This is a genomic window from Sedimentibacter sp., assembly GCF_032080165.1.
Lineage (GTDB): Bacteria > Bacillota > Clostridia > Tissierellales > Sedimentibacteraceae > Sedimentibacter.
In genome coordinates this window covers 1-21,712 of record NZ_DAMASY010000004.1, presented here as the reverse complement: position 1 = coordinate 21,712, position 21,712 = coordinate 1, and the positions used below count along the sequence as shown (strand labels likewise).

The 21,712-nt window shown below is 34.0% G+C and carries 21 protein-coding genes; 11 read left to right on the top strand and 10 right to left on the bottom strand.

All coding sequences use genetic code 11. The features are described 5' to 3' along the window. Positions 1-270 precede the first annotated feature (270 nt). The 9 genes from RT412_RS06600 to RT412_RS06560 all read right to left on the bottom strand — a co-directional run bounded on the left by RT412_RS06600 (position 271) and on the right by RT412_RS06560 (position 9,248). Positions 271-1,680, bottom strand: coding sequence for a YfcC family protein (locus tag RT412_RS06600; RefSeq protein ID WP_313345348.1), 1,410 nt, complete (start codon positions 1,678-1,680; stop codon positions 271-273). Positions 1,681-1,690: 10 nt separating this feature from the next. Next, positions 1,691-2,869: a M20 family metallopeptidase gene (locus tag RT412_RS06595; protein ID WP_313345349.1), complete on the bottom strand. Its 1,179-nt coding sequence runs from the start codon at positions 2,867-2,869 to the stop codon at positions 1,691-1,693. A 173-nt stretch (positions 2,870-3,042) separates the two neighbouring features. After that, positions 3,043-3,336 carry a metalloregulator ArsR/SmtB family transcription factor gene (locus RT412_RS06590; RefSeq protein WP_313345352.1) on the bottom strand — a complete coding sequence of 98 codons (294 nt, stop codon included), beginning with the start codon at positions 3,334-3,336 and terminating at the stop codon, positions 3,043-3,045. Between the two features lie 25 nt (positions 3,337-3,361). Next, positions 3,362-4,714, bottom strand: a complete 1,353-nt coding sequence (locus RT412_RS06585; protein ID WP_313345354.1) for a C4-dicarboxylate ABC transporter permease — start codon at positions 4,712-4,714, stop codon at positions 3,362-3,364. 261 nt (positions 4,715-4,975) lie between these two features. Continuing rightward, positions 4,976-6,016 (bottom strand): spermidine/putrescine ABC transporter substrate-binding protein, encoded by a 1,041-nt coding sequence (locus RT412_RS06580; RefSeq protein WP_313345357.1) that lies wholly within the window; start codon positions 6,014-6,016, stop codon positions 4,976-4,978. Next, positions 6,013-6,819 carry an ABC transporter permease gene (locus RT412_RS06575; RefSeq protein ID WP_313345360.1) on the bottom strand — a complete coding sequence of 269 codons (807 nt, stop codon included), beginning with the start codon at positions 6,817-6,819 and terminating at the stop codon, positions 6,013-6,015. The genes RT412_RS06580 and RT412_RS06575 overlap by 4 nt, the downstream gene beginning before the upstream one ends. Continuing rightward, complete coding sequence (locus RT412_RS06570) at positions 6,813-7,655, bottom strand: ABC transporter permease (protein ID WP_313345362.1); 843 nt, start codon at positions 7,653-7,655, stop codon at positions 6,813-6,815. The genes RT412_RS06575 and RT412_RS06570 overlap by 7 nt, the downstream gene beginning before the upstream one ends. A 2-nt stretch (positions 7,656-7,657) precedes the next feature. After that, positions 7,658-8,698, bottom strand: a complete 1,041-nt coding sequence (gene potA / locus RT412_RS06565; RefSeq protein WP_313345364.1) for a spermidine/putrescine ABC transporter ATP-binding protein — start codon at positions 8,696-8,698, stop codon at positions 7,658-7,660. Positions 8,699-8,711: 13 nt separating this feature from the next. Then, positions 8,712-9,248: an XRE family transcriptional regulator gene (locus RT412_RS06560; RefSeq protein ID WP_313345366.1), complete on the bottom strand. Its 537-nt coding sequence runs from the start codon at positions 9,246-9,248 to the stop codon at positions 8,712-8,714. Between the two features lie 249 nt (positions 9,249-9,497). Between RT412_RS06560 and radA the strand changes: the two genes are divergently transcribed. Further along, entirely contained in the window at positions 9,498-10,856 is a 1,359-nt protein-coding gene (gene radA, locus RT412_RS06555; RefSeq protein WP_313345369.1) for a DNA repair protein RadA, read from the top strand. Between the two features lie 55 nt (positions 10,857-10,911). Next, positions 10,912-12,141, top strand: a complete 1,230-nt coding sequence (locus RT412_RS06550; protein ID WP_313345372.1) for a mechanosensitive ion channel domain-containing protein — start codon at positions 10,912-10,914, stop codon at positions 12,139-12,141. Positions 12,142-12,173: 32 nt separating this feature from the next. On the opposite strand, the gene RT412_RS06545 is transcribed toward RT412_RS06550, so the two are convergent. Further along, on the bottom strand, positions 12,174-13,718 hold the full coding sequence (locus tag RT412_RS06545) for a DUF5050 domain-containing protein (RefSeq protein ID WP_313345375.1): 1,545 nt from the start codon (positions 13,716-13,718) through the stop codon (positions 12,174-12,176). A gap of 205 nt (positions 13,719-13,923) precedes the next feature. On the opposite strand from RT412_RS06545, the gene RT412_RS06540 reads away from it, so the two are divergent. The 9 genes from RT412_RS06540 to RT412_RS06505 all read left to right on the top strand — a co-directional run bounded on the left by RT412_RS06540 (position 13,924) and on the right by RT412_RS06505 (position 21,629). Continuing rightward, positions 13,924-14,838 carry a MoxR family ATPase gene (locus RT412_RS06540; RefSeq protein ID WP_313345378.1) on the top strand — a complete coding sequence of 305 codons (915 nt, stop codon included), beginning with the start codon at positions 13,924-13,926 and terminating at the stop codon, positions 14,836-14,838. Continuing rightward, positions 14,838-16,586, top strand: coding sequence for a hypothetical protein (locus RT412_RS06535; protein ID WP_313345381.1), 1,749 nt, complete (start codon positions 14,838-14,840; stop codon positions 16,584-16,586). Before RT412_RS06540 ends, RT412_RS06535 begins: the two co-directional genes overlap by 1 nt. A 118-nt stretch (positions 16,587-16,704) precedes the next feature. After that, on the top strand, positions 16,705-17,133 hold the full coding sequence (locus RT412_RS06530) for a DUF1893 domain-containing protein (protein WP_313345384.1): 429 nt from the start codon (positions 16,705-16,707) through the stop codon (positions 17,131-17,133). Positions 17,134-17,135: 2 nt separating this feature from the next. Next, complete coding sequence (locus RT412_RS06525) at positions 17,136-17,552, top strand: DUF3842 family protein (RefSeq protein ID WP_313345387.1); 417 nt, start codon at positions 17,136-17,138, stop codon at positions 17,550-17,552. Between the two features lie 73 nt (positions 17,553-17,625). Further along, entirely contained in the window at positions 17,626-18,159 is a 534-nt protein-coding gene (locus tag RT412_RS06520) for an ECF transporter S component (protein ID WP_313345390.1), read from the top strand. A gap of 268 nt (positions 18,160-18,427) precedes the next feature. Then, complete coding sequence (gene dctP / locus RT412_RS17160) at positions 18,428-18,757, top strand: TRAP transporter substrate-binding protein DctP (RefSeq protein ID WP_398439145.1); 330 nt, start codon at positions 18,428-18,430, stop codon at positions 18,755-18,757. A gap of 74 nt (positions 18,758-18,831) precedes the next feature. After that, positions 18,832-19,596 (top strand): glucose 1-dehydrogenase, encoded by a 765-nt coding sequence (locus RT412_RS06515; protein WP_313345393.1) that lies wholly within the window; start codon positions 18,832-18,834, stop codon positions 19,594-19,596. Between the two features lie 235 nt (positions 19,597-19,831). Beyond that, positions 19,832-20,560 (top strand): GntR family transcriptional regulator, encoded by a 729-nt coding sequence (locus RT412_RS06510; RefSeq protein ID WP_313345396.1) that lies wholly within the window; start codon positions 19,832-19,834, stop codon positions 20,558-20,560. Positions 20,561-20,897: 337 nt separating this feature from the next. Beyond that, entirely contained in the window at positions 20,898-21,629 is a 732-nt protein-coding gene (locus tag RT412_RS06505; protein ID WP_313345399.1) for an SDR family NAD(P)-dependent oxidoreductase, read from the top strand. The last annotated feature ends 83 nt before the right edge of the window (positions 21,630-21,712 follow it).

The following is a 21,712-nucleotide window of genomic DNA, read 5'->3' as shown; positions in this document are numbered from 1 at the left end:
AAGAAAACCATAAGGTTTTTATAATAAAATAGAATTAAAGGGAAAGGGAATATAAAAGGAGGAATACATATGTCATTTTTAGTATTGGCAAGCTTGATAACTGTAACAGTATTAACTGCAATTCGCTTGATAAATATAAAAGAATCAGAAGCAAATAATGAGCAATAAATATCTTAAAACGAAGCTTAATAAAGAGGAATTGAATTTGATTATGTAAAAATGCACCTCTAAAGTTATTTTTTTTCTAACTTTCGGGGTGCATTTCAATACTTAGAACGGTCCGTATCCTATCATTACCGAAACAGCCATGAGGACTGCACCTATTAAACTCCATATTAGGAATAGAGGAAGCATCCATTTTGCCCATTTTTCCCATTTTATACCGCCTATTGCAATTGCAGCCATAAAATAACCTGAAGTAGGGTTAATAACATTTGAAAATCCGTCACCAAACTGGAATGCCAGAACCGCAGACTGTCTTGAGATACCGACTAAATCTGCCATAGGAGCCATTATGGGCATTGAAGCTGCTGCCTGACCGCTTCCAGAAGGTATTACAAAATTGATAAAGCTTTGAACAATAAACATTGCAACACCGCTTAATGAAGGAGGCAACCCATGAACCAGACCTGCTAAGCTGTATATTATAGTGTCCATTATTTTTCCTTCCTGCATGACAACCATTATTGAGGTTGCAAGCCCGATTACAAGGGCACCGTAGACCAATTCCTTTGCACCGTTTATAAATTCCTGAGCAATTTTATCTATCGATAAGCCTCCTGCTACACCTGAGAGGATTCCTATAATCAGGAAAATTGCCGTCAATTCGGTAATGTAGAAGTCTAACTTAACAACACCGAAACCCAGTATAAACAGTCCTGCAATCAATATAAGCATTACAAGCTTGTGTCTTGTTGTAAATTCAACATTATCATTGAATTTAAATTCTTTATGTCTTATCATATCTTCTTCATATGTAACACTTAATTCGGGGTTTTTTTGAATCTTGTTTGCGTATTTATATACATATACAATAGTTACACATAAGATTATTGCGTATGCTATAAGGCGAAAGCCAATACCAGAAAACATCGGGAGACCGGCGATTCCCTGAGCTATGCCTACAGTGAATGGATTAAGGAAGGCGCCTGCGAAACCGGCACCGGCGCCCAACAATACCATTGCTGTACCCGTGAGAGTGTCAAAGCCTAAAGCCAAGGCCAGAGAAATAACTATGGGGTAGAACGGGAGCATCTCTTCTGCCGAACCAAGAATTGCTCCGGCTAAAGAAAAAATAAGCATTACGATGGGGATGACCGCTTTTTCCTTACCCTTCATGCGTTTTACCACTTCTACAATTCCGGAATCTATAGCACCGGTGGACTGAAGTATTCCGAAGGAACCTCCTATCATTAGAACAAAGAAAATTATATATCCGGAGTTCTCCATGCCCTTTGGAATAGCTTTAAAGACATCAAAGAATGATAGAGGATTGCCTTCAACACTATGATAAGTGTCAGGGATGACAAATATCCTGTTTGTTTCGGGATCTACAGCACGATCAAATTCACCGGCCGGAATTACGTATGTAAGGGCAGCGACTAATACTATAACAAAGAATAGCAGTGCATATGTGTGTGGAATTCTAAACTTTTTCTTTTTTTCAATATTTTTTTCCATAATAATCTCCTTATAAACATAAATTTTTTATTAATTTGTAATAAATTTCCGAAGCTTTCAATATTTCATCTATTGAACAAAATTCATCATTTGCATGAGCTTGAGTAATGCTACCGGGACCGAGTATTATGCATTTGGCATTTGTGTGATTGGACAGTAATCCGGCATCACTCCATGCAGGAAAGTCTTTTGCGGGAAGTTTCTGACCTGTAACAGCCGATGTAATATTAAGTGCTTTTTTTACAAGATCATGATTTTGATCAATACTGTAAGGTGCATTTATCATTGATGCGGTAAATTCACGCATTGCTTTAAGCTCATATTGTCCTTTGAATTTTTCGGCTGCTTTTGCAGCATAGCTTTCAATCTCATTATGAATGAATTCGAGAGTCTCTCCTGGCAGCCACCTTCGGTCAATTTGAACGCTGCAAGTGTCAGGAACAATGTTGGGGTCATTTCCGCCTTCAATACGTCCCACATTAATGCTTCCACATCCAAGAAGCTCGTGCCTACGCTTTTCTATTACGAGCTCCAGCTCATCATAAATCATCCTGCAAAATTCCGAAGCCATATAAATCGCATTTTTTCCTTCTTTTGGACGGCTTCCATGGGTTGCTGCACCCTTGAACGTAACCTCAATCCATTCCATACCCTTGTGTGCGGTGCACACTCTAAGGTTGGTGGGTTCACCGATTACAACATAATCGGAGGTAATGTTTTTTTTGATGAGATATTCAGTACCCTTTGATCTTTCCTCTTCATCAATTACCCCCGCAAATGCAACTGTTTTCTTCAAATCGAGTCCCTGCCTTTTTACTGCAATCATTGCAGCTATCATGGCTGTTAACCCACCCTTCATATCCGCAGAGCCTCTTCCGTATATGATGCCGTTCTTTATAAACGGTACAAAGGGCTTGTACTTCATAGTAAATCCGGGAACCGTATCGATGTGACCGTTAAACATTAAATGCACGGATTTGTTTTTGCCGAATATTTTTCCCGTAACATTAGGTCTGTTTTTTTCAATCTCTGCACATTCTACATAAATGTCATTATTCTTAAAGATATTACTTATGCAGGCTGTGGCCTCCGACTCCTTTTGTTCAGAATTCTTATGGCTTTCAATTGATACCAGCCTTGTAACAATGTCAATAATTTCATTTTCGCTTATGAACCTTGTAATTTCCAAAATAATACTCTCCTTCCAATTTAACATATAGCCAGAAAAATCCGGCTTCAAGCTATCAAGTCAATATGTTTAAACGTTTCAACATATAGAATTAAAAAAATAGCTGTTTGAACTAAACCTCCCTTCAATAATAATTATATGTTTAAACATATCAACGTATAACTCAAAAAAATTTAGAAAAAGCCCATGCTGATAAATTTAAGCAAAGCTTGTGACAAGCTTTTCAGCGTGTGCATATTCACAGAATAATATATTTCTTTTCCTTCTTTTCTTGCTTCAAGGATTCTTGCTCTTTTTAGGATCTGTAAATGATGCGAAACCGTAGGGCGGGACAAGGTGCATTTAGCGGCAATATCACTTGCGTTCAGTTCCTTTTTCCCGATAATATTAAGAATATCTATTCTGGCTTCATCACCTAATGCTTTTATTATTTCTACATCCATATCATTTCGATTAATTCCGGACATACTCCCACCCACCATCTTTTGCTATTTAAAACGGACCATAGTTGATAACAGTTGATATTATAAGAATAATAAGGGCTTCTGCACATAAAGCAATAAATAAAGGCATAAACCATTTTAACCAATCCTTCCATTCGATATCTCCAAGAGCCAGAGCAGCTATAAAATAGCCAGAGGTAGGACTTATAAGGTTTGTGAGACCGTCTCCGAACTGAAAAGCCAGAACTGCGGTCTGCCTTGTAATACCCGAAATATCAGCCAATGTTTTCATTATGGGCATGGATGCGGCAGCTTGTCCACTTCCGGAAGAAATAAATATATTCAGTACGGCATGTACAAATGACATTCCCACGGCACTTGCAACAGGACTGAATCCTTCAATCAGTTCTGCAAGAGCATGAATAATCGAATCCATAATATTTCCATATATCATAATTACTGACACAGCTTTTGCAATTCCGATAATAAGTGCTCCGTAAGTCATGGCGGACGCGCCTTTAACAAATTCTGAGGATATTCTGCCTGGGGTCAATCCCCCTGCAAGTCCGCTTGCAACGGCCATTATGAAAAATACTGTGGATATTTCCAAAATATAAAAACTGAATTTCAAAATCCCTGCTATCATGAATATAAACGACAGCACAAGCACTGCCATAACCCGGTAATGTTCCGGTTTCATCGATTGAAAATCTTCAAAAGATTTGATGCTTGGAGTACGATTGGTTTTTATATTATTAACATGCCTTATGACAAATACTATTGATGTTCCCAAAAATATAACATTGGTTATTACTCTTAAAACAATTCCCGAGTACAGAGGGAGTTCCGAAACGTTCTGGGCGATTCCCGTTGTAAAAGGATTAAGAAATCCTGCAGCAAAACCGGTCCCGGTTCCCAGTAGCACCATGGCCACACCTGTAATTTTATCATAACCCATCGCCAAAGAAAAGCAAATTATTAAAGGATAAAAAGGAAGCGCTTCTTCTGCTGTTCCGAATAAAGCACCTGATAGTGAGAAAAGAGTCATAATTATTGCTACAATCGTTTTCTCATTGCCTAAGGACTTGCGTACTAAATTTCCGATTAATGCGTCGGTTGTTCCGGTTGACTGAATTACACCGAATGCTCCTCCTATAATAAGTACAAAAATAATTATATCGCTTGCTTCCATCATTCCCTCAGGGATGGATTTAAATATATCAAAAATAGAAACCGGCGTATTTTCTACTGATTTGTAACTGTCGGGTACCACATAGCTTATTCCTTTATCGGTGTCAATTTCTCTGTCATAGGTTCCGGCCGGAATAAAATATGAAGCAATTCCTAAAACAACTATTATGTAAAACAATAAAACATATGAACCAGGAATTTTTTTTAACACTGCACTTCCTCCGATAATATTTTGATATGTTTGAGCATATCGAAATATAGTTTAAATCATTATACCATATATTTTAAGTTCTGCAACATTAATATTTTTTAAATTACAAAATTCTTACGTATTGAAAATCCGTCCATAACGGGGAGAAATGAGTTCATAACAATAATATCAACTTTTTATCATTACAGGTTTTAATTTTATCTTAGCATAAATAAATAAACAGTATCCGGAATTTATTTTCCGAATACTGCTATTGTTTATTTATTCTGCCGTCATTTCTGTCCATCTTTCAGTGTATAAATCTATAAATTCTTTTGGATCTCTGAACATTTCCATTTTTTCAATGTCTTCTGGAGGAATGTTAAAAGCAGGGTTATTCAGAAGCTCCTCATCAACCTCATTTATTGCTTCTGTATGAACTGTTGAGTACCATACTTCATCTATATTTCTTAAGGTTGCTTCGGTAGTGCAAAGGAAATCAATGAATTTTTCAGCTAACTCTTGATTTTTGGTTGTTGCAGGAATAAACATTGCATCAATCCAGATGTTGCTTCCCTCCTTAGGGATAACAAAATCTAAGTTTTCATTTTCAGCCATTGCAGAAACTGCTTCACCGGACCAAACTAAAGCCATATCAGCTTCTTCGTTAACCATAATATCCGGTGCTCCATCAGTAATATAAGTCATAATCAGGGGTCTTTGTTCGATTAGCAAAGCTTTAGCTTCATCTAATTCTTTTTCATCAACCGTATTCATTGAGTAACCTAATAATTTAAGAGCTGCGCCAAAAGAATCTCTTTGAGAATCCATCATTATAATTCTTTGACTGTGATTTTCATCCCAAAGCATTGCCCAGCTGTCAGATGATGCATCAACAGTGGTTTTGTTGTATAAAATTCCCAATGTTCCCCAGAAATATGGCACGGCATACTCGTTATTCGGGTCATAAGGCTGATTCTTAAAGGTTTCATCAATATACTTATAATTAGGTATGTTATCAAAGTTTAATTTGTTAATCATTCCTTCGCTAATCATACGTTCAATCATGTATTCGCTTGAAATTATCAAATCATAATTTGAAGCTCCTGCTTTTGCTTTGATGTACATTTCTTCAGGTGTTGAATATGTGTCATATTTAATTTTAACATTATGCTTTAATTCAAATTCGTTAAGCAAGCTTTTGTCCATGTAAATGTCATAATTTAAAATACTTAATGTTTGAGTTTGTTCTTTGCTGCAGCCTGTTAATGCAATGAATACAATACAAAGTACAGCTGCAATCAATATTAATTTTCTTTTCATTTAAATACCTCGCTCTTGTTAAGTTTCTTAGGCCTCTGAGTCCCGTTAGATCTTTTGTTTATCAAAATCATTAACAATAACACAACTGCAAGCATTATTGTTGACAATGCATTAATTGTAGGCCGTACACCTCTTCTTGCCATTGAGTAAATAACTATGGAAAGATTAGTAACGCCTTCGCCCTTAGTGAAATAGCTTATGATAAAATCATCTATGGATAATGTGAATGCCATTAAAAATCCGGTGACGATTCCCGGTTTGATCTCAGGAATTATAACTTTTCTCAATGCATACATAGGTGTTGCCCCTAAGTCCATAGCCGCCTCCGTCATGTGAACATCAAGCTGTCTCAGCTTCGGCAGTATTGAAAGTATTACATAAGGGGTATTAAACACTATATGAGAAATAAGCATAGTGTTAAAACCGAAATTAATGTTAAATGATATAAACAATATCATTAATGAAATACCCGTTACTATATCAGGATTAACAACCGGAAGATAATTTATATTCAATATAATTGATTTGATTTTGCCTTTCATGCTGTTAATACCGATTGCGGCAACAGTTCCCAAGATAGTTGCAATTATTGCCGATACTATTGCTATGATTATCGTATAATAAAATGCATTTCTTATATCCACATCCTGAAACAACTCAATATACCATTTCAGTGAAAATCCGGTCCAATTTCCTCTTGATTTTGATTCATTAAAGGAAAAAACAGCAAGGACAATTATGGGAGCATATAAGAAAATAAAGATTAATCCCATATAAATTTTAGTCAGATACTTTCTTACCATAACCTTGCTCCTCCTTCCTTGTCAACATCAAACTTGTTCATGATTGACATAGAAATCAAAATAATTATCATCATTATTATTGAAATAGAAGAGCCGAAATTCCAGTCACCGTTTAGTATAAATAACTTTTCAATCAAATTACCAATCATCATACTCTTATTGCCGCCTAAAAGCTGTGGTATAATAAATGTACTTACGGCAGGCATGAAGACCATAATTATTCCCGATATAACTCCGGGCATGCTTAGAGGTAATATAACCTTTCTGAATTTAACATATTTATTTGCACCTAAATCATCCGCTGCCTCCAATATACCGATATCCATTTTGCTTAGAGCCGTATAAACCGGAAGTATCATAAAGGGTAAGAAATTATAAACCATACCCATTACCGTAGCTCCTTTAGTGTAAAGCATATTAAATGTGGGAAGTCCCAGGAAGCTGAACAGATTATTTAAAATACCGTTATTTCCTAATATTGTCATCCAGGCATACGTTCTTAAAAGCATGTTCATCCACATAGGCAATATACATAAAAATAACAAAGTGTTCCTTTTAGAAAAATGTGCCTTTGATATAATGTAAGCTGCCGGATATCCCAACAAAAGACATATAATGGTTGAAATTGCCGCTAAATACATGGAATCCCACAATATATTTATATACAGAGGATTAAAAAACTTTTTAAAATTTTCCAATGTAAATTGTATCGTTGTAAGTCCGTTAGATTCTTTTGTTGTCATACTGTACAAAAGAACTAAGAATGACGGAAAAACAATAAATATGATTATCCACAATAAATAGGGATAAGCAAAATATTTTGTTCTGTCTTTCAAGCTTAATCCCCCTTTTCCATTATGTGTATATCATCAGGAGTAAGTGTCAAGCCCACAGTTTCACCTACAGGCGCCATATCGGTTGAGTGAACCAAAAATTCATAATCATTTACCATGATGTCCATTTCATAATGAACGCCCTTGAATGTAACAGATTTTACTACTCCTTCCAATTTACCTTTTCCTTCAGGAGTTAAGTCCAAATCCTCCGGACGAATTACTACATCAACCTCTTCGCCTCTGCCAAATCCTTTATCAACACAATCGAATTTTTTACCTAAAAATTCTACCAAATAATCATCGTGCATAACGCCGTCGATTATATTACTTTCTCCTATAAAATCTGCAACAAATGCATTTTCCGGCTCGTTGTAAATGTCTATCGGTGTGCCCATTTGCTGTATAATGCCGTCATTCATAACAACGATTGTGTCGGACATTGTCAAGGCCTCTTCCTGATCGTGAGTAACGTATATAAATGTGATTCCTATTTGTTTTTGCATTGCCTTAAGCTCATGCTGCATTTCTTTTCTTAGCTTTAAATCAAGAGCTCCTAAGGGTTCATCCAACAAAAGAACCTTAGGCTCGTTTACCAATGCTCTTGCAATCGCAATACGCTGCTGCTGACCGCCCGAAAGCTGATCGATTCTTCTTTTGCCGTAATTTTTAAGGTTAAAAAGCTCAAGCATTTTTTCAACCTTACTTTCTATAAGCTTTTCATCCGTTTTCTTTATTCTAAGTCCGAAAGCGATATTTTCAAAAACATTCATATGAGGAAAAAGAGCATATTTTTGAAACACTGTATTTAACTGTCTTTTGAAGGGCGGTACATCATTGATTAAATTTCCGTCAAAATACACTTCACCCTCATCAGGAGTTTCAAAGCCGCCTATTATTCTCAGTGTTGTTGTTTTACCACAACCGCTGGGGCCTAACAGCGTGACAAATTCGTTCTTTTTTACAGATAAATTAATATCATCAAGAACTATTTCACCATCAAATTTTTTAGTTATATTATTTAATTGGATTATTGCATTGTCCATTTTTTACTCCTGTTTAAAAATTTGGCGGAGTAGAGACCCATATTACACGCGCGGGGTTTTTACTCGTATTTTCTATAAAATGAGTTTTATTTGTTTTAATATAAAAGGATTCTCCTTTTTTTACTTTATAAATCTGATTGCCGTAATTTAACATGATGGTTCCTGAAAGTACATAGCCAAATTCTTCGCCCTCATGGGGTTCGTCATCCTTTGTTCTGCTGTTGGCTCCAAGTTCAACCAATATGGGTTCCATCTTGTTTTTTTGTGCATTGGGAACAATCCAGTTTATTTTATAATTGTCGTCAGATTCCTTTACAAACACATCTTCTTCTTTAAATACTATCTTGATGTCAACAGCTTCATTGAAGAAGCTTCCTAAATCGGTGCCTAAGCATTCCAATATGTCAGTAAGCGTTGCAATTGAAGGAGATGTTAAATCTCTTTCTAATTGAGATATATATCCTTTCGTTAACTCACATCTGTCCGCTAATTCTTGCTGAGTCAAAGAATTGGCAATTCTTAACCTTTTTAAATTCTCACCGATATTCATAAGTACCTCTATATTTTTGTTTATATTATTAAACTCAAAGTTTAAAGTTAGTAAACATTTAAACCGAATTTTATTATACACACTTGGAAATACTATGTCAACATTAAAATCAATTAAATTTGTGAAATTTACTTAATAAGGGTACTTAATATAATATTTTTTGTTTAAAGATACTAAACATATTTGAAATCATTGACTTATGCAATTCAATGTTATAAACTTAATATTATCAATGAAAGCAGGTGAACTATGGCGAAAATAAAAACTAAGTTCGTGTGTCAGGAATGCGGTTATGAAACCGCCAAGTGGCTGGGTAGATGCCCTTCCTGTGGTGAGTGGAACTCATTTGTGGAAGAAATAGAATCAAAAACAAATGATTCAAAAAGCCAAAGGGGAATTAGCAAGGGTAAAATAGAGAAAATACAAAATATAAGCACTTCAAAGCAAAAAAGATATTCAACAGGCAGCAGGGAAATGGACAGGGTTTTAGGCGGAGGAATAGTAAAAAGCTCCTTAGTATTAGTGGGAGGCGACCCCGGCATAGGAAAATCCACACTGCTTTTACAAGTTGCGGATTATATTTCAAAGCAAGATTTAAAGGTTTTATATATTTCCGGAGAAGAGTCGGGAGAACAAATAAAAATACGTGCAGACAGATTGAATATAGGAGACGGAGAGCTTTACATATTAGCAGAAACAAACATAGATATAATAAAGGAACATGTAGAAAAGGAAGAACCTGACTTATTGATACTTGATTCAATTCAAACCATTTATTCGCCTGAAATAGTATCAGCACCGGGAAGCGTAAGTCAGGTCAGGGAGATAACCGCAATGGTTATGCGAATGACAAAGGTAAGAAACATGGCATCCTTTATTGTCGGACATGTAACCAAGTCAGGGGCTATAGCGGGACCGAGAGTGCTGGAGCATATGGTTGATACAGTCCTTTATTTTGAGGGAGAGAGACATTTTTCTTACAGGATACTGCGCGCTGTAAAAAATCGTTTTGGTTCAACAAATGAAATCGGCATTTTCGAGATGCGTGACAAAGGACTTATAGAAGTAGAAAATCCTTCGGAGGTATTTTTAAAAGGCAGACCGGTTGATGCATATGGAACTGTTGTAACGGCAGCAATGGAAGGCACAAGACCGGTATTGATTGAAATACAGGCTCTTGTTACATATTCGCCTGCAGGATTTGCCAACAGGGTTACAACAGGTATTGATAAAAACAGAGCAGCAATGCTTATAGCGGTTTTAGAGAAAAAAGCAGGTTATTCGATTCAAAGCTCCGATACTTTTATTAATGTAACGGGAGGGCTTCAACTAAGGGAGCCGGCTGCAGATTTGGCAGTATTATGTGCCATTGCATCCAGTTTTAAAGAAATTCCCGTAGATTTTAGGACCATTTTAATTGGTGAAGTAGGATTAACAGGTGAAATAAGAGGAGTTAATTCTATAGAAAAAAGATTGATGGAAGCACAGAAAATGGGATTTAAAAGAGCTGTAATAGCAGAGTCAAACGAAAACATATCCAAAGAATTAAAGGATATTGAAATAATACCTGTAAATAATATCAGACAGGTGATGGATTTATTATTTTAGCAAGCTATGAATTTGATTAATCTCCTGAGTATTTAATGGAAAGCGAGCAGCATATATGGATATAATTTATAACTCTTTATTAGATTATGGACTTAATGAAGCAACAGCCAAATATTTATATTATTTTATTGTGATACTTATTATTGTTGTCACATCGGTGACTATTACTTTAATAATTAATAAAATTATATTGAAGTTTTTGGCTAAACGGATTAAAGGCAATAAATATCACTGGAACGATGTTTTGTTGAACAACAAGGTTTTCCAGAAAATTTCAATGATAATTCCCGGTATTGCGGTTTATTCGGGAGTAGGAGTTTTCGACGAAATTTCAGGTTTAATTTCCAAGCTTTCAACCGTTTATATCCTTTTTATAATAATTATAACAGCAAAAAGCTTGATAAATTCCGCGGATGATATATACAGGCGATTTCCTGTTTCAAAAGACAGACCTATAAAAGGATTACTGCAGGTAATAGAAATTATATTATATATAATATTTGGAATTATGATAGTTTCTATTTTGATTGACAAAAGTCCTGTTGTATTAATAAGCGGAATAGGTGCTTTGACTGCAATTATCACCTTGATATTTAAGGATTCAATAGTCGGCTTTGTTTCAGGCATTCAATTAACGTGGAATGATATGCTTAGAATAGGTGATTGGATTGAAATGCCTAAGTACGGGGCAGACGGTGATGTTATAGAAATAACCTTAACTACCGTAAAGGTTCGAAATTTTGACAATACAATAGTTACAATACCTACCTATGCACTGATTTCAGATTCGTTCAAAAACTGGAGAGGTATGCAGGAAACGGGAGCAAGACGTATCAAAAGAGCAATTAATATAGACTTAACCAGTATTAAATTTTGTACGGAAGAAATGCTTGAGAAATATAAAAAGGTTAACTTTTTAAAAAAGTATATAGAGGATAAAGAAACAGAATTAGAATTGTATAATGAAAGGGTTGAAAATACAGATATTTTAGTAAATGGGAGAAACCTGACGAATGTAGGCATTTTTAGAATTTACGCTCAAAATTATATAAACAATCATACCAAGGTGCACACCGGTATGACTCGTATGGTCAGACAATTGGCTCCTACTGAAAATGGCTTACCTTTAGAAGTGTATGTCTTCGTTAACGATACTGTATGGACTACTTATGAAGCGGCACAATCCGATATATTTGACCATTTGCTTGCGGTAGCAGGATTTTTTGACCTGAGGATTTTCCAAAATCCTTCAAGTACAGACTTTAATAAATTAATTAATAATTAGACAGAATGGCAGCCTGCCATTCTGTTTAACATTTATCTTATATAAAAAAGTCTTTCTTCATTAATGCTCACATGCTTTATATTTTTATCCGTTTTGAAAACATTGTTTCCGTCTTCGTCAAAGACCATCATTTTATAATTTGAAGTACTGTTTTTATCAAAAATAAAGCAAAGATATCCGTGATTGTTGATGATGCGTTTTACTTGTCCGCCGGGATTTGCGGAGTCTTTCTCTCCTAATTTAAACAGCTCAAGCCCTTTTGATTCTTCTGTAATATAATAAACAATGTTATTAAGAACCGTAAAGTCACTGACCTTAAAATCAGTCAGTCTTTCTGCAACACTTCCCGCAACACGAGTATTATATTGATATAAATAGCCATCCATATCCATAAAGTAAATAATGTCATAGTTATATATAAACTTCATTGCTGATTCTTCACACAATCTGACAGTTTCACCTGTGTTAATATCAATTTTATATATTCCATTTGTTAAATTACTATCTTCGAGATCGCAGGCCAAAATATATATGTTGTAGCCCGCCAATACGAGGTCGTCACTGGGACTGCTCCCTCCGGAGCCCGATTTGACTCTGCCGTAATAATATTTCGGATCGCCGATTGGTCTGTATTCATGTTCTCCGCTAAGTTTTATTGCCAGATTGTTAGGGAATGGGGGAGCCCATTGGTCAACGCGCACGTTAGCGTAGCCCATATCTATTTTATGAGAATAGCCTTGATCAAAAATTTCATTGGTACCGTCCTCGTTAATAATTATTTCATAATCGGTCCCCATAGCAGCTCCACCCACATGATAAGACAATCTGACTTTTTCATCTATCGTTTTAAGTCCTGCCATCACATAAGTTTCACCACTGCCATGAGTCCACAGCGGTAATTCATATACTGCTTTTCTTTGAGAAGAATTGTTAATAGGGGATTGATAAATTATCCCTTTTTCACCTTCATAATAGAAATAGTCTCCGGAAACGGTAAAAGCACTGTCGTAAAAGCTGTCTCTTTCGACTACAGGCAATTTTACCTCTTTAATCTTTACTTTTCGAGTATAAGTATTGCTTATTTCGAGACCGACACTTTTTGAAAAATTGTAATTCCATTCAAATTCGTCAACTGCAAATCTCCATGTTAAAGGGAAATAAGTGACGTTTCTGAACAATAAAAGCGGATATTGCTCCTTGCTGTTGTCTATAACCTTACCATTGACCTCGACCTTAAAGCTTGGAATAGAAGCAGTATATTTTTCTTTATTGACTACAGAATATGTATCCACATAGGCGCTGAATTCATTACTTCTGTTAATTTTTAAACCACTGATATTATCCCACTTCGTCTCAAGACCTAAAAATCTGCTGTCGTGATACGTCATGGGGAAATATGTAATGTTCTTGTACACTATTAAAGGATATTCTTTGTTCCTATTATCAATTTCAATGCCGTTTATTCTGACGTCAAATTCAGGCAGTGTTACATTAACATATGTAGAACCAAAAGCATTAATTGATAAAAGTATTGACAGTATCAAAACTATAAATAATATTTTTAATTTGTTTTTCACCCTTATTACAACCTCCCATTTCATATAAATAATTAGACGATTTCATTGCATAAATTGTTTCAGAATTTTTATTTCTTCATAACATTTTACATTAACTTTCACATTGGTACAAGCCATGGGCTTAAACATATTGATTTAAGATAATATCTTTGGTAATATATATTTAATAAAGCTTATCAATTTTTACTGGGCGAAAGGTGACAAAATGCTAAATTTTTTAAAACAAGAAGGAATCAGCGAGACACTGATTAAAGAAATTGAAGATTTCAGAAAGAAATACGAGGTTAATCAACTTTATGATTACAGGATTCCGAAACCAAAATATAATTACTACGGAAAAGAAATATGGGAGCAGGCGATAACTGCAATACTTTGCGGAGAAAATTTGCTGCTTGTGGGTTCTAAGGCAACGGGTAAAAATGTCCTTGCGGAAAATCTTGCCTGTGTTTTTGGCAGACCAAGCTGGGATATATCATTTCATATAAATACCGATTCAACATCCTTAATAGGTACAGATACTTTTGAAAACGGACAGGTTGTATTCAGAGACGGTCCGATTTATGAATGTGCTAAATACGGCGGCTTTGGTATATTGGACGAAATAAATATGGCTAAAAATGATTCAGTGGCAGTGCTGCATGCAACCTTGGATTACAGAAGAATTATTGATGTGCCGGGATATGATAAAATCAAGCTGAATGACGCAGTGAGATTTATTGCAACAATGAATTACGGCTATGCCGGCACCAGGGAATTGAATGAAGCTTTGACATCAAGGTTTATGGTTATTGCAATGCCAAATGTTACATCTGAAAACTTAATGAAAATTTTGACTAAGGAATTTCCTAACCTTAATGAAAAATATATAGAACAGTTTACGGAATTTTTTCAAGAGCTGAAGCTAAAAAGCGATAATTCAGAAATATCAACTAAATCAGTTGATTTAAGAGGACTTTTGTCTTCCATACATTTAATGGAAAGAGGACTTGAGCCTGTCAGAGCTTTACAGATGGGTATAGTAAACAAATCCTTTGATGAATTTGAGCGCAAATTAGTTGAGGATGTTATAAAGCTGAGAATACCCGATAATATAGATAGAGGAGACATTTTTACTTACTAATGACACATCAAATCAACGAGAAAAAGAGGGCCTATAATATAATTTGGAATGCTTCCGAGGATTATTCCTTTGAACCGGAATACAAGATATTTGATGAAGAAGGCAAGGCGGATATATATTCAAATTATATTATCGGAGCAGTAAGAAAATATTATGATTATTCTAAGCTTCAGGAATTCTTTAAACATTTGAGAATTGATTCGGATCATGAATTTTATGAGGAGCTTTTTTGGCTTGGATTAGAAAATTCTACCTTTGAAAAAGGAAAAATTGAGCGTCCGGCTTTAATAAATTTGAGAAAAAATTATGCTCAAAGGGTTTTATCAATAGAAGTACCGAATATTGAGGACGCAATTTTAAGAGAAATTAAAAAAGCTCATTATCAAAAAGTTATCGGTGAAATACCAAAAACAGAGTATAGATTACTAAGGATATTAGATGAGCTTGAATTTGATGCCTATATGAATACTGACGAAATTATATCTAAAATGAAGGAAATATTAAAAAAATATTTTAGATTTAATTACGGACAATATGAAAAATCATTTAAAAAATATGAAGAAAGTAAAAATGAAGCTAAGAATATACTGAATCATTATGAAAAGATAACAGAAAAATCAGACGACGGCAATCCGTTAATGAAAGACATGGAGATAGAATCGGCTGAAACAACAAGGTACGTCTATTTCGAACAAGATGAAGATAAAAAGGATATTAAAATACAATTGTATAGCCTAAATAACAGAAAGGTTGATACAGACAGAAGATATATAGAAAAATATTACGGAAGTTCAACCTTACCTGAACATAAAATTATGGCTTTTGAAAAAGCTTTATGCGTAGGCAATCATAAAAATAATCATCTTCATTTCACACGCGGAGAGTATGACTCTGCAGTTGTTGATGCAGATACTGAATATATAAAAAGAGTTGCTTCAGAAAAAAGAGAAGCAAATATTAATTTTTATTACGACAACTACGCAAGAAACCTGCAAAGCATTGTAAATTTAACAAATAAGATCAGAAATACAATGATGATGAATTTCGAACAATCTGTTCTGAGGTCAAAGGAAGGGAAATTGGTTCCTAATAAGATCTGGAGAAATATTTATGTAAATGACAACAATATTTTTTCGCGAGATTTGAAAAATGACTTAGGTAATATATCTGTTGACATTTTGCTTGATGCATCCGCTTCTCAAAATGAAAGACAGGAGATAATTGCATCACAGGCATTTATAATCGCAGAAAGCTTAACCCGATGCCAGATACCGGTAAAGGTTTATTCATTCAGCAGTTTAAGAACCTACACTGTTATAAATTTACTTCGTGATTACGAAGAAAATGATAAAAATGATAAAATATTTAATTACAGAACATCCGGCTGCAACCGTGATGGATTAGCTGTAAGAACTGCCCTTCACATGATGGAAGATAATCAAAGCGAGCATAAAATACTCATAGTTCTTTCGGACTGCAAGCCAAACGACATTGAAACGAATCCGGGAACAGGTATAATCCCAACCTATATTGAGTATTCCGGTGTTAAGGGTGTCAGCGATACCGCAATGGAAGTAAAAAAGGGCACATTTAAAGGAAATACTGTTCTTTGTGTTTTCACCGGCGATGATGAGGATTTGTCTTCCGCAAAAAAAATTTACGGTCATAATTTCGTCAGAATTAACTCGCTAAATAGATTTGCGGATATGGTGGGATTACTTTTACAAAATCAGCTTAAAAATATATAATGTAAATATTCCATCAAAACATTGTAAATACTTTATCAAATTATTGATTGACAAATATATTTAGTCAAGATAAACTAATCAATGTGCTTTATTAAATATTTTTGAAAGGAGTGATTAAATGAGAGATTGTGACTTGGCTATGGAACTTTTAGAGAAAGAAAAGCTTACATTAGCAATAGTCAAGGATGGTAAATTAATTTTTAAAAGTTATGAAAAAGGGATTAAGCCCTTATATACAGCTTATGAAGAGCTTGTAGAACTAAATGGATCAAGTGTAGCAGACAGAGTTACAGGAAGAGCAGCTGCCATGCTTTGCATACATACAGGTATAAAAGAATTAAAGACTAAACTTATATCTGATAATGCTATAAATGTATTAAAGGAATCAAATATAATATTTGAGTATGATGAATGTACTCCATATATAAAAAACCGTGACAAAACAGGGATGTGCCCGGTTGAAACACTATCATTAAAAGCTCATAACATTAATGACTTGATATCTATGATAAAAAGCTTTTTAGAAAGTATGAAAAAAGGAAATTGAATATGAAAATAGCTGTAGTAGATGGAATGGGCGGAGGAATTGGATGTCAAGCAATTGAAAGATTGAAGTCTTTAAATAACAATAATATAGAAATTGTTGCGCTTGGAACGAACTCACAAGCTACTTCCAATATGTTAAAATCTGGAGCCCATGAAGGAGCTACCGGAGAAAATGCAATTGTCTGGATGAGTAAAAAGGTAGATATAATAATTGGACCATTGGCGATTATTGCGGCAAATTCCATGATGGGGGAGATTAGCTCCAAAATGTCGGAAGCAATTGCAAGCAGCCATGCAAGGAAGCTATTACTTCCTGTAAGTAAATGCAATATTGAAGTAATAGGACTTGAACAGCTGCAATTTAAAAGAATATTTAATGAACTTACCAATACAATTAAAAGAATATTAGATGAACAATAACCATGAAGGTTTCTTTAAAACAAAAACTTTATGGTTATTTATTTTTATCAAAAATCAGGAGGAATAATAAATAATGAAAAATAAAATAACAACAAGAGAAATAGTTTTAAGCGGTTTACTGTTAGCATCAGGTATATTATTGCCTATGGTTTTTCATATGTTTAGTTTGACAGGTCCGATTGCATTGCCAATGCATATTCCGGTTTTAATTGGTGGATTTTTGCTATCACCACAATTGGCATTACTATTAGGAATTATGACACCGATTATCAGTGGGCTTTTAACAGGAATGCCGGTAATGTTTCCGATGTCTATAATAATGGCATTCGAATTAGGGACTTATGGATTAGTAATTGCTATAGCTACAAGAAAATTTAAGTTATCAATTATTCCGTCACTAATCATCGCTATGATATCAGGACGTATAATAGCAGGATTGACAGTTGCTGCATTAGTACAGTTGTTTGCAGTTAAAATGAATCCCGTAATGTTTGTAAAAGGTGCAATAATTACAGGTATCCCGGGAATTATTATCCAACTTATCTTTATCCCATCTTTAATATATGCATTAAAAGCATATTTGAAAAAAACATCAGCAAATGCTTAATTAAAAAAATAATTTAACGTGCCTATAGAGAACTGTGTTCTTTATAGGCATTCTTTAACAAAACACCTTGACAAAATTGTATACAATTAGTATTATTGGCATACAATGATATATTTATAAATAAGTAATATGCTAGAATTGTATTCAATTATATTAGGGTTTAGGGGATGATAAATGCTAAAAAAGTAAAGCAATCTTAGTTTATATTTACTATGACATGGGCACATACTACAGCTGAAACAACAGCAAAGCATAATGGACTACTTAAATCAAAGAGTTAATTGAAGCAAGCAGTAATGGAAAAATTAAAGTAGAAATTTATCCAAGTGGTCAGCTTGGAACTGACAGATCAGTTTTTGAAGATATTCAAAACGGTTCTATTACAGGTATGGTATGTAATCCGGCTGTAGAGGTTTCTTTCGTACCTTCCGCTAATATATTTGATATCCCTTTTGTTTATGATATGGAGCATGGTAGAACTGTATTAGCTGACCCTGATTTCATTAAAGAAATAAATGCTGAATACGAGAAAGCTAATATACGTTTATTAGGCGTTACTGCACAGGGTTTTAGAAACTTGTGCACCATCAGTTTATGAAGCATTCTTTAATGCAGTTGAAAAACATAAAGCTAAGTAATAAATAATTTATAAGAAAGGTTTGGAGGAGTATAATGGATCTATTTTCTTTAAAAGGTAAAACAGCAATTGTTATTGGTGGTAGTAAAGGACTATGTAAAGGAATTGCAACCGGATTTTCACAAGCAGGCGCTGATGTAGTTCTTGTCAGTAGAAAGCAGAACGAGCTTGATGCAGCAGCTATTGATATATCTAACAAGACAGGAGGAGTTGTTAAAGGTATATCTGCTGACATTACTTCCGTTGAAGGTTGCAAAGAACTTGTTAACAAGGTAGCAGAAGAATTTGGACATATTGATATCTTGCTTAACGGTGCAGGTTTAAATATCAGAAAGCCTGTTATTGAATATTTAGAAGAGGATTGGGACAAGGTAATAGATGTTCAGCTTAAATATGTATTCTTTATGGGTCAAGCAGTTGCTAAACACATGATAGAAAAAAATATTAAAGGAAAAATTATCAACATATGTTCTTTAAATAGTGAATTGGGATTAAAGAATATGGTTGCTTATGTAGCTGCTAAAGGCGGAATAAAACAAATGACTAAAGCCATGGCTCATGAATTAGCACAATATGGAATCAGTGTAAACGCTATAGGACCCGGTTATTTTGAAACAGAAATGACAAAACCTATATTTGAAAATCCTGATAATATAAGAAGATTTAAAGAAAGAATACCATTTGGAAGAACAGGATTTCCCGAAGATTTAATAGGTACTGCAGTATTTTTGGCATCAACGGCTTCTGATTATATAGTTGGACAAACAATTTATGTAGATGGTGGGTACTTAATAAATTAATATTATGATAAAAAGCAATATATAATAAATGCGCTTATAGGGAGTTCTCTATAAGCTTTTTTTATGATAAAACTAAAAAACTACAATATTTTGTTTGCAAATTATGAATATTGACTTTAGTATTTAAGGGCAATATAATATATATGTTGTATTGCTTTCTTTACACATTGATATAGTAGATATAGGGTCATTTTGTGTATTTGATATTATAAAAATTAAGAAAAGGGTGACTTTAATGTACATAAATAAAAATTTACAAGAAATAGCATATAATTATTTAATGGAAAAAATAATGGAAGAAGTTTTCGATAATGATGAAATTTATTCAGAAGAAAAAATAGCTCAAGAACTAGGTATCTCAAGAACACCTGTCAGGGCTGCACTTCAAAGGCTGAATCATGATAATTACATAGATATTATTCCGTATAGAGGTTTTAAGCTTCATCAGACTACTATTAGTGATATAATTCAATCCTTTCAATTAAGATGTGCCATTGAAGGATATTGTTGCTCATACATAGCCAAAAAATACAATACTGAAAAAGCATCACAAACATTAAATGAATTAACAGAAATATTAAACAAACAAAAAAATATATTAGAAGATAACAGAAACTTATATGAAAAAGATGGAGCGTATACTGGTAAAAGGGAAGATATTAATTTAAATGAATTTTTAGAATTTGATGTATTATTTCATAAAACTATAGTTGAATTTGCTGAAAACCAAGTATTTAATTCAACATTTAACAGTTATGTAAGTACAATAAAATTTCTTGCTCGTTCGTATTATAAGTCAGTTATACCAATAACTATAGACGAGCATTATAATATTCTTTCGGCAATGTCAAAGGGTGATGTTGATAATAGCTACAATTCCTTGGTAAACCATATGATTACCCCTACAAGGTTATATTTAAAGAAGTTTAATACTGATTTAGATTTTTTTAAATATTATATATAATTCATGTTACTTTCATACAAAGCAGTATTGAATACCTATATAGCTTTGTTTCCGGAAGCAAAATTCAAAAATACCAGTAAGGTCATGCAGCTGCAAGACTTCACTGGTTAATTATTTCTCCTTAAACCCATATGATTACCCCCTATAAGGTTATATTTAAATAAGTTTGTTATGAATTTAGAACTTCACACTATTTGTATACAATTTCTATTAATTGCATACTATTAGTTTTATTATGATTTTTAGCAAACGTATGCTTGATTTCAAAGTAGTATTGTAGTATACTACATACGTAATTAGTTTTATCAATTTTTATTCTAAGGAGGTATTAATTATTTTGGACTTTAAAGGAAAAATAGCTGTTGTTACAGGAGGTGCTTCTGGTATTGGCAAATCATGTTGTTTGAGTATAGCTGAAAAAGGGGCCACTGTAATTGCTGTTGACCGCAATGAAAATGGTGCAAAAGCTGTTGCGGATGAAATTAAGCAAAAAGGAGGTAATGCTGAAGGTTTAAGTTTAGATATAGTTAATATTACGCAAATTAAAGAGGTTGTAGATTATATCGAAAATAAATATTCAAGAATAGATATCTTGATAAATTGTGCCGGCATTACGCAAGTAATAACAATTGAGGATATTACAGAAACGGAATGGGACAGAATGTTGGGAATTGACTTAAAAGGTCCATTTTTTGTGAACCAGGCTGTTATTAATGTTATGAAGAAAAACAATTCTGGAAAAATTGTTAATTTAGGTTCGGTAGCGGGTGAGGTTGGAGGAATTGTAGTCGGAGCTAACTATGTAGCAGCTAAGGCGGGTATTATCGGTCTAACCAAGTCCTTAGCAAAGTCATCAGCTAAATATGGTATAAATGTAAATACTGTATCTCCCGGTTTTATTGATACTGAAATGACAAAAGATTTAAATCAAGATGTTAAAATGGTTCCTTTGGGCAGAAAAGGTACTTCAGAGGAAGTATCAGATGTTATTTTATTCTTATGTTCTGATTATGCACGATATTTAACAGGCGTTAATCTTGATGTTAACGGCGGTCTTCACATGAATTAATATTAAGTTTAGGAAAAACGTTAAGTATTATAAAAAAATAAAAAGAGGATAAAAAAGGAGATTAAAATGAAAAAGAAAATAGC